General features: G+C 57.5%; 11 protein-coding genes. 8 read left to right on the top strand and 3 right to left on the bottom strand.

Annotation, left to right across the window (positions count from 1 at the left end; translation table 11 throughout):
- The first annotated feature begins 123 nt into the window (after nt 1–123).
- Genes ACMWKA_RS03340 through ACMWKA_RS03325 form a run of 4 tightly spaced genes read left to right on the top strand, consistent with a single transcriptional unit; the run spans nt 124 to nt 3,875 of the window.
- Complete coding sequence (locus ACMWKA_RS03340) at nt 124–1,041, top strand: ABC transporter substrate-binding protein (protein WP_013097936.1); 918 nt, start codon at nt 124–126, stop codon at nt 1,039–1,041.
- Nucleotides 1,042–1,053: 12 nt separating this feature from the next.
- A complete protein-coding gene (locus ACMWKA_RS03335) occupies nt 1,054–2,211 on the top strand; it encodes an ABC transporter permease (RefSeq protein WP_020690143.1) in 1,158 nt (385 codons plus the stop codon).
- A complete protein-coding gene (locus tag ACMWKA_RS03330) occupies nt 2,204–3,154 on the top strand; it encodes an ABC transporter ATP-binding protein (RefSeq protein ID WP_058651738.1) in 951 nt (316 codons plus the stop codon). The genes ACMWKA_RS03335 and ACMWKA_RS03330 overlap by 8 nt, the downstream gene beginning before the upstream one ends.
- Nucleotides 3,138–3,875, top strand: coding sequence for an ABC transporter permease (locus ACMWKA_RS03325; RefSeq protein ID WP_029881768.1), 738 nt, complete (start codon nt 3,138–3,140; stop codon nt 3,873–3,875). The genes ACMWKA_RS03330 and ACMWKA_RS03325 overlap by 17 nt, the downstream gene beginning before the upstream one ends.
- Here the strand turns inward: ACMWKA_RS03325 and ACMWKA_RS03320 are convergent.
- A complete protein-coding gene (locus ACMWKA_RS03320; RefSeq protein WP_010433613.1) occupies nt 3,850–3,963 on the bottom strand; it encodes a protein YohO in 114 nt (37 codons plus the stop codon). The genes ACMWKA_RS03325 and ACMWKA_RS03320 overlap by 26 nt on opposite strands.
- 69 nt (nt 3,964–4,032) lie before the next feature.
- Nucleotides 4,033–4,773 (bottom strand): HTH-type transcriptional regulator MlrA, encoded by a 741-nt coding sequence (gene mlrA, locus ACMWKA_RS03315; protein ID WP_029881769.1) that lies wholly within the window; start codon nt 4,771–4,773, stop codon nt 4,033–4,035.
- A 218-nt stretch (nt 4,774–4,991) separates the two neighbouring features.
- On the opposite strand from mlrA, the gene ACMWKA_RS03310 reads away from it, so the two are divergent.
- The 3 genes from ACMWKA_RS03310 to ACMWKA_RS03300 are packed head-to-tail and all read left to right on the top strand — an operon-like array spanning nt 4,992 to nt 7,908.
- A complete protein-coding gene (locus ACMWKA_RS03310) occupies nt 4,992–6,677 on the top strand; it encodes a sensor histidine kinase (RefSeq protein ID WP_013097931.1) in 1,686 nt (561 codons plus the stop codon).
- Nucleotides 6,671–7,390: a two-component system response regulator BtsR gene (gene btsR / locus ACMWKA_RS03305; RefSeq protein ID WP_014832665.1), complete on the top strand. Its 720-nt coding sequence runs from the start codon at nt 6,671–6,673 to the stop codon at nt 7,388–7,390. Before ACMWKA_RS03310 ends, btsR begins: the two co-directional genes overlap by 7 nt.
- 47 nt (nt 7,391–7,437) lie before the next feature.
- Complete coding sequence (locus ACMWKA_RS03300; protein WP_057071272.1) at nt 7,438–7,908, top strand: DUF1456 family protein; 471 nt, start codon at nt 7,438–7,440, stop codon at nt 7,906–7,908.
- A gap of 96 nt (nt 7,909–8,004) precedes the next feature.
- Here ACMWKA_RS03300 and metG read toward each other — a convergent pair whose 3' ends face one another.
- The gene (gene metG, locus ACMWKA_RS03295; RefSeq protein WP_038420180.1) at nt 8,005–10,038 is read right to left on the bottom strand and encodes a methionine--tRNA ligase; all 2,034 of its coding nucleotides are present in this window, start codon (nt 10,036–10,038) and stop codon (nt 8,005–8,007) included.
- A gap of 137 nt (nt 10,039–10,175) precedes the next feature.
- Here metG and apbC point away from each other — a divergent pair, with 137 nt between their 5' ends.
- Nucleotides 10,176–11,285 carry an iron-sulfur cluster carrier protein ApbC gene (gene apbC / locus ACMWKA_RS03290; RefSeq protein ID WP_013097927.1) on the top strand — a complete coding sequence of 370 codons (1,110 nt, stop codon included), beginning with the start codon at nt 10,176–10,178 and terminating at the stop codon, nt 11,283–11,285.
- Nucleotides 11,286–11,337: the final 52 nt, after the last annotated feature.

Below are 11,337 nucleotides of genomic sequence, written 5' to 3'. Positions count from 1 at the left end.
GTTCACCGGGGGATGCGTCTTACCTTATGCTAAAAAGGCATTTTGCCGGGTAAATCCGCCGTTTTAAGCTACGCTTTTCTCTCAAGCCTCTGAAAAAGGCAGCAAAAAAATGAGGATAGTGGAATGACGATTAAAACGGGGATGGTAGTTTCTGCGGCGTTATTCGCGGCGCTAAGCCTGCCGCTACAGGCGGCAGAACCGGTAAAAGTGGGCTCAAAGATCGACACTGAAGGCGCGCTGCTCGGGAATATTATTTTGCAGGTGCTGGAAAGCCACGGCGTGAAAACCGTGAATAAAGTTCAGCTGGGTACCACGCCCGTGGTACGCGGGGCCATCACCTCCGGCGAGCTGGATATTTATCCGGAATACACCGGCAACGGGGCATTTTTCTTCAAAGATGAAAACGATCCGGCATGGAAAAACGCCAAAGCCGGGTATGAAAAAGTCAAAAAACTCGATGCAGAACAGAACAAGCTGGTCTGGCTGACCCCGGCTCCGGCCAACAACACCTGGACCATCGCGGTGCGTAAAGACGTGGCGGAGAAAGGCAAACTGACGTCACTTGCGGATCTCAGCCGCTATCTGAAAGAGAAGGGCGACTTCAAGCTTGCGGCCTCGGCGGAGTTTATCGAGCGTCCGGACGCGCTGCCTGCTTTCGAAAAAGCCTACGACTTCAAGCTTGACCAGGCACAGCTGCTCTCGCTCGCGGGCGGTGACACCGCGGTGACCATCAAGGCGGCGGCGCAGCAGACCTCTGGCGTCAATGCGGCGATGGCCTACGGTACGGACGGCCCGGTCGCGGCGCTTGGTCTGCAAACCTTAACCGATCCAAAAGGCGTTCAGCCTATTTATGCCCCCACGCCGGTGGTGCGTGAGGCGGTGCTGAAAGCCTACCCGGATATCGCCGACTGGCTCAAACCGGTCTTTGAAAAACTGGATGCAAAAACGCTGCAACAGCTCAATGCGAGCATTGCCGTAGAGGGACTGGATGCCAAAAAAGTGGCCGCCGATTTCCTGAAACAACAAGGGCTTGTGAAGTAACAGGACAGGGATGTGCCAATAAAATGTCATAACCGCGTACTGCTGCTGTTGGCCTGTGTGGCCATTGCGGCGGTCGCGCTACCGTTTGTCAATGTGGCGCCAAACCGCCTGATGTCGGGGGAAGGGCGCGCGCTCTGGCAGGTCTGGCCGTTTACGCCGCTGCTGCTGGTTGTGGCGCTGGGTGCACTGGTTGTGCTCTCGCTCAGCCGTGGGCGGGTTGCACAGTGGCTGACGCTACTCCTCAGTGAAGGCCTCTTCATCACCTTGTTCTGGAGTGCCGGGCTTGCCGCCACGCACATGACTTCGGCGGAAAGTCCACTGGCGCGAACCACCGTGGGCAGTGGGCTGTGGCTGTGGCTGGCGCTGTGTCTGCTGGCCTGCAGCGATGCGATCCGCCGCCTGATCCCGTCATCTGCCTGGCGCTGGGTGCTCAATGCCCAGATCTGGTGTATTCCATTGCTGCTGCTGTTCAGCGGTGAGCTGAATAATCTCTCGCTGTTAAAAGAGTACGCCAACCGTCAGGAGGTGTTTGATGATGCGCTGGCGCAACACCTGACGATCCTCTTCGGCACGCTGTTCCCGGCGTTACTGCTGGGGGTACCGCTTGGCATGTGGTGTTATCGTCATCCCTCCCGCCAGGGCGGGGTTTTTGCCGTGCTCAACGTGATCCAGACCATCCCTTCCGTGGCCCTGTTTGGCCTGCTGATTGCGCCGCTGGCGGGGCTGGTGAAGTCATTTCCGGCGTTAGCCTCGGTCGGTATCGCCGGAACCGGATTAACCCCCGCGCTTATTGCCCTGGTGCTGTACGCGCTGCTGCCGCTGGTCCGCGGCGTGGTGGCGGGCTTAAGCCAGGTCGCGCCGGATGTACTGGAGAGCGCCCACGCGATGGGGATGAGCCGGCGACAGTGCTTCTGGCAGATCCAGCTGCCGCTCGCCTTGCCCCTGCTGCTGCGCAGCCTGCGGGTGGTGGCGGTCCAGACCGTCGGGATGGCGGTTATCGCCGCGCTGATTGGCGCAGGCGGTTTTGGCGCGCTGGTGTTCCAGGGGCTGCTGAGCAGCGCGCTGGATCTGGTGTTACTGGGCGTGGTGCCCACGATTGCACTGGCGGTCGTCATCGATGCGCTGTTTGCCTTATGGCTCGCGTTGCTCGGGAGAAGAGCCAATGATTGAATTTCACGATGTCAGTAAAACATTTGCCGGTCGTCCGGCAGCAAGTCACCTGAACCTGAATTTTGCCGAGGGGGCGTTTTCGGTACTGATTGGCACCTCGGGGTCGGGGAAGTCCACCACGCTGAAGATGATCAACCGCCTGGTGGAGCACGACAGCGGTGTAATACGTTTTGCCGGGGAAGAGATCCGCAGTCTGCCGGTGCTGGAGCTGCGTCGTCGCATGGGCTACGCCATCCAGTCCATCGGCCTGTTTCCCCACTGGACGGTCGCGCAGAACATTGCCACCGTGCTGCAGCTGGAAAAATGGTCGCGTGCAAAGAGTGACGAGAGGGTGGACGAGCTTATGTCGCTGCTGGGGTTAGAGCCTGGGCTGCGTGGCCGCTATCCGCATCAGCTTTCAGGTGGACAACAGCAGCGTGTGGGAGTGGCGCGCGCGCTGGCGGCGAACCCGCAGGTATTGCTGATGGATGAGCCTTTTGGCGCGCTCGATCCCGTTACGCGCGGGGCACTGCAGACCGAGATGACCCGCATTCACCGCATCCTTGGCCGGACGATCGTCCTCGTGACCCACGATATTGATGAGGCGCTGCGGCTGGCCGATCATCTGGTGTTGATGGACCACGGGGAAGTGATCCAGCAGGGTACGCCGCTTGAACTGCTGACCCATCCGCAGAACGATTTTGTGCGCGAGTTTTTTGGACGCAGCGAACTGGGCGTCAGACTGCTCTCCCTGCGAACCGTCAGCGATTATATGCGTCGACAGGATGTGGCGATGGGCGGTGAAGCATTACAAGAACAGATGAGCCTGCGGGACGCACTCTCTGCGTTTGTGGCGCGCCAGTGCGAGGTACTGCCGGTTACGGATGCCGCTGGGGCACCGTGCGGCACCCTGCATTTTCGCGATCTGCTGGCCGGGGAGGTGACGCGTGAAGGTCATGCGTGATCCGCTCCTCTGGCTGACGGGGCTTTTTGTTGCCTTGCTGTTTCTAATGCCGCACAGTGCGGCGCTGTTCAGCTCGCTTTTTCCCGGCCTGCCGCGCCCCGTCTATCAGCAGGAAAGCTTTATCAATCTCGCCCTGGCGCACCTGTGGCTGGTGGCGCTCTCCAGCGCGATTGCCGTGGTGCTGGGCGTGGGGGCGGGGATTGTGGTCACCCGGCCCTGGGGGAGAGAGTTTCGCCCGCTGGTAGAGACGATTGCGGCTATCGGACAGACATTTCCGCCGGTGGCGGTACTGGCGATTGCGGTGCCGGTGATCGGGTTTGGTCAGCAACCGGCTATCATTGCGCTGATCCTTTACGGCGTGTTGCCTGTTCTTCAGGGGACGCTGGCGGGCATTGCGTCGGTACCGGCATCGGTACTGAGCGTGGCCGAAGGGATGGGCATGAGCAGCGGTCAGCGGCTGTGCAAGGTTGAGCTGCCGCTTGCGGCACCGGTGATTATCGCGGGGATCCGTACATCGGTGATTATTAACATCGGCACGGCGACCATCGCGTCTACGGTGGGGGCCAATACGCTGGGAACGCCGATCATCATTGGCTTAAGCGGGTTCAATACGGCCTATATCGTTCAGGGTGCGGTACTGGTGGCGCTGGCGGCCATCGTTATCGATCGCCTGTTTGAACGACTGGCCCGGCTTCTCAGCCGACACCGCCACGAACAATAAATGAGTACCCGGCCAGCATCACGCCGCCGATGCCGCTTACGGCCATCAGTACAAAAAGGGTAATTACGGCCAGTTTGGTTGCCTTCATCATCTGCTCCTGTTGTTAACGGAACAATTATACGGTGAAGCGCAGCTGTTAATGAACCATTAAATGCCGTTACGTTTCGTCGGGGCCCAGGGCGTAAACCGGATAACCGTGCTCCCGCCATTCCGTCAGCCGCTGTTGCTGCGAGGCGGTGGGCACTTCCCCGCACCAGACCAGCAGAGTCTGGCCGTCGAAGAATTCGGGCCGTAGCTGAGCCAGCGAATGCGCCAGCACCTCCACGCGCCAGCCCTGCTGGGTGGCGATCCAGGCTTCGAGCCACAGCCGCGTGGTATCGTGCACGTTCCAGCCAACAACCAGCGCGTCTTTTCCGCCCTTGTTTCGCGCCGAGGCCAGACAGACGGCGATATAATTGATCAGCACCCCGTCGAGCATACTCAGCAGCGCCTGCAGGGTAGAGTGCTGGCATTGCAGCCGTCGACGAAGCGGGATGAAAAGATGGTTGATTAAGGTTTGCGCCGGATAATCGCGGCCTTGCTCTTTGATCCACGCGCGCAGACGTTGAACGTTGCCCGCCTGCAGAAGCCGGAGCAGGGTTTCCTGCTGTTCGCGCCAGCGGTGTTGGGTATCGGGATCGTCATGGCAGAGCAGCGACTTTACCTTGCTCACCTGCACACCGTTATCTATCCAGCTTTTGATCTCGCGGATCCGATCGATGTCGGCATCATTGAAAAGGCGGTGACCACCGTCCGTGCGCTGCGGTTTGAGTAAACCATACCGTCGCTGCCAAGCCCGTAGCGTGACGGGATTGATATCACAAAGGAGTGCCACTTCACCGATCGTGTAAAGCGCCATATTCGCCCCCTGGCTAACGCGTCCCCAGCTTAACTGTAGACCCAGTTTGTCGAACCAGGAAGAATTGCCTTTTTTTTGTACAAATAATGCGAAGCAGCCGTTATGTTCGGCAAAAGATGTGATGACGGACACGATTTACCGCTTTTTTGGACTGCTTCAAAGAAACTTCGGCGCCTTCAGTGTATGTTACGCGTTTTCAGAAGGTGCGGTTCCTGAGTATGTACGAGTTTAATCTGGTGCTGCTGTTGCTTCAGCAGATGTGCGTGTTTCTTGTCATCGCCTGGTTGATGAGTAAGACGCGTCTGTTTATCCCGCTGATGCAAGTCACCGTCCGCCTGCCGCACAAGCTCCTCTGTTATGTGACTTTCTCCATTTTCTGCATCATGGGGACCTATTTTGGCCTTCATATCGAAGACTCCATTGCCAATACGCGCGCCATCGGCGCGGTGATGGGCGGGCTGCTGGGCGGCCCGGTTGTGGGTGGCCTTGTCGGTTTAACCGGTGGGCTGCACCGCTATTCCATGGGCGGGATGACGGCGCTGAGCTGCATGATCTCGACCATCGTGGAAGGGCTGCTTGGTGGCCTGGTGCACAGCTACATGATCAAACGAGGCCGCCCGGATAAAGTCTTCAGCCCGCTTACCGCTGGCGCGATCACCTTTGTGGCCGAAATGGCGCAAATGGCGATCATTCTGCTTATCGCCCGACCTTTTGAGGACGCACTGCATCTGGTGAACAGTATTGCCGCCCCGATGATGGTCACCAACACCGTGGGCGCGGCGCTGTTTATGCGCATTCTGCTCGACAAGCGCGCCATGTTTGAGAAATACACCTCGGCGTTCTCTGCCACGGCACTTAAAGTCGCCGCTTCAACCGAGGGGATCCTGCGTCAGGGCTTTAACGAAGAAAACAGCATGAAGGTGGCGCAGGTACTCTATCAGGAGCTGGATATCGGTGCCGTTGCGATTACCGATCGTGAAAAGCTGCTGGCCTTTACCGGTACCGGCGACGATCACCACCTTCCCGGCAGACCGATTTCGTCCGCGTATACGCTTCGTGCGATAGAGACCGGTGAGGTAGTCTATGCCGACGGTAACGAAGTGCCTTACCGCTGTTCGCTGCATCCGCAGTGTAAGCTCGGCTCTACGCTGGTCATTCCGCTGCGGGGGGAAAACCAGCGGGTGATGGGAACCATTAAGCTCTACGAAGCGAAGAACCGCTTGTTCAGCTCGATCAACCGGACGTTGGGGGAGGGGATTGCGCAGCTGCTTTCCGCGCAGATCCTGGCGGGGCAATATGAGCGGCAAAAAGCCCTGTTAACGCAGTCGGAGATTAAGCTCCTGCACGCTCAGGTGAACCCGCATTTCCTGTTTAATGCCCTCAACACCCTGAAAGCGGTGATCCGCCGCGACAGCGATCAGGCCGCGCAACTGGTGCAATTTCTGTCGACGTTTTTCCGCAAGAACCTGAAACGGCCGTCTGAGATTGTGACCCTGGCCGATGAGATTGAACATGTTAACGCCTATCTGCAGATTGAGCAGGCGCGCTTCCAGTCTCGTCTGCAGGTGTCGTTATCCGTGCCGGATGAGCTGGCGTATCAGCATCTCCCGGCCTTTACGCTGCAGCCTATTGTGGAAAATGCCATTAAACACGGGACATCGCAGCTTCTGGGCACTGGGGAGATCACTATTTCTGCCAGCCGTTTTAATCATCATCTGGTGCTGAATATTGAAGACAATGCCGGGCTTTACGTCCCGTCCGCTTCCGGCGGGCTGGGGATGAGCCTGGTGGATAAACGCCTGCGCGCTCACTTTGGGGATGGATGTGGCATCACCGTGGCCTGTGAGCCGGACCGATTTACCCGTATTACGTTACGATTGCCGCTGGAGGAGACCGCATGTTAAGAGTGCTGATAGTCGATGATGAACCGTTGGCACGGGAAAACCTGCGCGTGCTGTTGCAGGAGCAGAGTGACATTGAGATTGTGGGAGAGTGCGCCAATGCCATTGAAGCCATTGGTGCTGTACATAAACTGCGTCCGGATGTGCTGTTCCTCGACATCCAGATGCCCCGTATCAGTGGGCTGGAGATGGTCGGCATGCTTGACCCGGAGCATCGCCCGTATATCGTGTTTCTGACGGCGTTTGACGAATATGCCGTGAAGGCCTTTGAAGAACACGCGTTCGATTACCTGCTGAAGCCGATTGAAGAGAAGCGGCTCGAAAAGACCCTGACGCGTTTACGCCAGGAACGCACGGTACAGGACGTCACGCTGCTGCCGGAAAACCAGCAGCCGCTGAAGTTTATCCCGTGTACCGGGCATAGCCGGATTTACCTGCTGCAAATGGATGATGTGGCATTTGTCAGCAGTCGCCTGAGCGGGGTGTTTGTCACCAGCGCCGAGGGCAATGAAGGCTTCACCGAGCTGACGCTGCGCACGCTGGAGAGCCGCACGCCGCTTGTCCGCTGCCATCGGCAGTATCTGGTTAACATGGCGCACCTGAAAGAGATCCGTCTGGAAGATAACGGTCAGGCAGAGCTGGTACTGCGGGCCGGTCAAACGGTACCCGTCAGTCGTCGCTACCTGAAAAGTTTGAAAGAGGCGATTGGGCTGTAAAACTGGTACACTGCGCGCCATTGCATCATCGACAGTTAAAGGCACTCATGCTTAGTAATGATATTCTTCGTAGCCTGCGCTACACCCTGAAAGCAAACAACAACGATATGGTGCGCATTCTTGCGCTGTCTGCCATGGAATCCACCTCTGCTGGTTTTGACATCTGGATGACCAAAGAGGACGAAGAGGGGTTTGTTCGCTGCCCTGACATTATTCTGTCAGGCTTCCTGAACGGCCTGATCTACGATAAGCGTGGCAAAGATGATTCTGCACCTGAACTGGCGCTGGAGCGTCGGGTGGACAACAACACGGTGCTGAAAAAGCTGCGTATCGCGTTCTCGCTGAAAACGGATGATATTGTGGCGATCATGACGGAGCAAAAATACCGCGTATCCGTGCCGGAAGTGACCGCCATGATGCGTGCGCCGGGCCACAAAAATTACCGCGAGTGCGGCGACCAGTTTCTGCGTAATTTCCTGCGCGGGCTGACCCACCGGGTGCATAATACGAAGGCGTGATTGCGGAATGGGTGCGGCCTGATGCCCTCATCCCGGCCCTCTCCCTGTGCGAGAGGGAGAACAAAAAAAGCCGGAGATAATCTCCGGCTTTTTTTGTTATTTCACCTGCTGACCCGGCTTCGCGCCTTCGTCAGGGCTTAACAGGAAGATATCTTTCCCGCCAGGGCCTGCGGCCATCACCATCCCCTCAGAGATGCCGAAGCGCATTTTACGCGGTGCCAGGTTCGCGACCATGACGGTCTGACGGCCAATAAGTACCTGCGGATCAGGATAGGCAGAACGGATGCCGGAGAAGACGTTACGCTTCTCACCACCCAGATCCAGCGTCAGGCGCAGCAGCTTGTCAGAGCCTTCCACGAATTCCGCGTTTTCAATCAGCGCCACGCGCAGGTCAACTTTAGCGAAATCGTCAAAGGTGATGGTCTCCTGAATCGGATCGTCAGCCAGCGGGCCGGTCACCGGTGCGGCAGCTGCTTTCACCTCTTCTTTCGAGGCTTCCACCAGGGCTTCAACCTGTTTCATTTCGATGCGATTGTAGAGCGCCTTGAAGGTATTCACCTTGTGGCCAAGCAGCGGTTGCTGGATTGCATCCCAGCTCAGTTCGGTGTTCAGGAACGCTTCTGCACGCGCTGCCAGCTGCGGCAGTACAGGCTTCAGCCAGGTCATCAGCACGCGGAACATGTTCAGACCCATGGTGCAGATCGCCTGCAGGTCAGCGTCGCGGCCTTCCTGTTTCGCGACAACCCATGGGGCCTGCTCGTCCACATAGCGGTTGGCAACATCGGCCAGCGCCATGATTTCACGAATTGCTTTACCGAATTCACGGCTTTCCCAGGCTTCGCCAACCGCAGCGGCGGCATCGGTGAAGGTTTTATACAGCTCAGGATCGGCCAGTTCGGCAGAAAGCACGCCGTCAAAACGCTTGGCGATAAAGCCCGCGTTTCGGGACGCCAGGTTCACCACCTTGTTCACGATGTCCGCGTTCACGCGCTGCACGAAATCTTCCAGGTTCAGGTCGATATCGTCGATGCGGGAAGAGAGCTTCGCCGCGTAATAATAACGCAGGCTGTCCGCATCAAAGTGGTTCAGCCAGGTGCTGGCTTTGATGAACGTCCCACGCGATTTGGACATCTTCGCGCCGTTCACCGTCACGTAGCCGTGAACAAACAGGTTGGTTGGCTTGCGGAAGTTGCTGCCTTCCAGCATTGCCGGCCAGAACAGGCTGTGGAAGTAAACGATGTCTTTGCCGATGAAGTGATACAGCTCGGCGGTGGAATCTTTCTTCCAGTATTCCTCGAAGCTGACGGTGTCGCCACGCTTGTCGCACAGGTTCTTGAAGGAGCCCATGTAGCCGATTGGCGCGTCCAGCCAGACGTAGAAATATTTGCCCGGTGCATTTGGAATTTCGAAACCAAAGTAGGGCGCATCGCGGGAGATATCCCACTGCTGCAGGCCGGATTCGAACCACTCCTGCATTTTGTTCGCTACCTGCTCCTGCAGCGCGCCGCTGCGGGTCCACGCCTGCAGCATTTCGCTAAAGGATGGCAGGTCGAAGAAGAAGTGCTCGGAGTCACGCATCACAGGCGTGGCGCCGGAGACCACCGATTTCGGGTCGATCAGCTCTGTCGGGCTGTAGGTAGCGCCGCACACTTCGCAGTTATCGCCGTACTGATCCGGTGATTTACATTTCGGGCAGGTGCCTTTGACGAAACGGTCCGGCAGGAACATACCTTTTTCCGGATCGTACAGCTGGGAAATAGTGCGGTTTTTAATAAAACCGTTCTCTTTCAGACGGGTGTAGATAAGCGTTGACAGCTCGCGGTTCTCCTCGCTGTGCGTGGAGTGGTAGTTGTCATAGCTGATGTCAAAGCCAGCAAAATCGGTCTGATGCTCCTGACTCATTTCGGCAATCATCTGCTCCGGGGAAACACCCAGTTGCTGGGCTTTCAGCATGATCGGCGTGCCGTGGGCATCGTCCGCGCAGATGAAGTTAACCTCGTGGCCGCGCATTCGCTGGTAACGGACCCAGACATCAGCCTGGATATGCTCCAGCATGTGGCCGAGGTGGATTGAGCCGTTGGCGTACGGCAGTGCGCACGTTACCAGAATTTTTTTCGCGACTTGAGTCATAGTAGGCATTACTTCTTTTAACTGTGAAAAGGGTTTTTGATATTACCAAAAGGGGCATTATTAAGTAAGCACAAACCACGGCCTTTCAGGTAAACTTGTTCATCTAAGGTCTTATTCACAAGAACAAAGGAGTCGGGATGAGTTCGCAATCCCAGGCCAAATCACCGGAAGCCTTACGAGCAATGGTCGCCGGGACGCTGGCTAACTTTCAGCATCCAACCCTGAAGCACAATCTCACTACGCTGAAAGCGTTGCACCATGTCGCATGGCTGGACGATACGCTGCACATTGAGCTGCAGATGCCGTTCGTCTGGACCAGCGCCTTCGACGCGCTGAAAGAGCAAACCAGCTCGGAGCTGCTGCGCATTACCGGTGCAAAAGCGATTGACTGGAAGCTGAGCCACAGTATCGCCACCCTCAAGCGGGTGAAAAACCAGCCCGGCGTTAACGGTGTGAAAAACATCATCGCCGTCAGCTCCGGCAAGGGCGGGGTGGGGAAATCGTCTACCGCCGTCAACCTGGCGCTCGCGCTGGCGGCCGAAGGGGCGAAGGTCGGTATTCTGGATGCGGATATCTACGGGCCGTCAATTCCCAACATGCTGGGCGCAGAAAACCAGCGTCCAACCTCGCCGGATGGAACCCACATGGCGCCAATCATGGCGCACGGTCTGGCAACGAATTCCATCGGTTATCTGGTGACTGATGACAATGCGATGGTCTGGCGTGGTCCAATGGCCAGCAAAGCGCTGATGCAGATGCTGCAAGAGACCCTGTGGCCGGATCTGGATTATCTGGTGCTGGATATGCCGCCGGGTACCGGTGATATCCAGCTGACGCTGGCGCAGAACATCCCCGTCACCGGGGCAGTTGTCGTCACTACGCCGCAGGATATCGCGCTGATCGACGCCAAAAAAGGCATCGTGATGTTTGAGAAAGTCGAGGTGCCTGTGCTCGGTATCGTCGAGAACATGAGCATGCACATCTGCAGCAACTGTGGTCATCACGAGCCTATCTTCGGCACCGGCGGTGCAGAAAAACTGGCGGCGCAGTATCACACCCAGCTGCTGGGACAGATGCCGCTGCACATCACGCTGCGTGAAGATCTGGATAGCGGGAAACCGACGGTCATCAACCGCCCGGACAGTGAGTTTGCGGAGTTGTACCGTCAGCTGGCGGGGCGCGTTGCGGCGCAGCTTTACTGGCAGGGTGAAGTCATTCCTGGCGAAATCGCCTTCCGCGCGGTGTAATTCTTCTGCGCTTGAGTGCCGGGTGGCGCTTCGCTTACCCGGCCTACAAATG

Source organism: Enterobacter sp. 03-F-07-AD-ECC (genome assembly GCF_047530935.1).
GTDB classification, from domain to species: Bacteria; Pseudomonadota; Gammaproteobacteria; order Enterobacterales; family Enterobacteriaceae; genus Enterobacter; species Enterobacter cloacae.
Note: the sequence above shows the minus strand (reverse complement) of the source record. Positions and strands in the feature narration are given on the sequence as shown.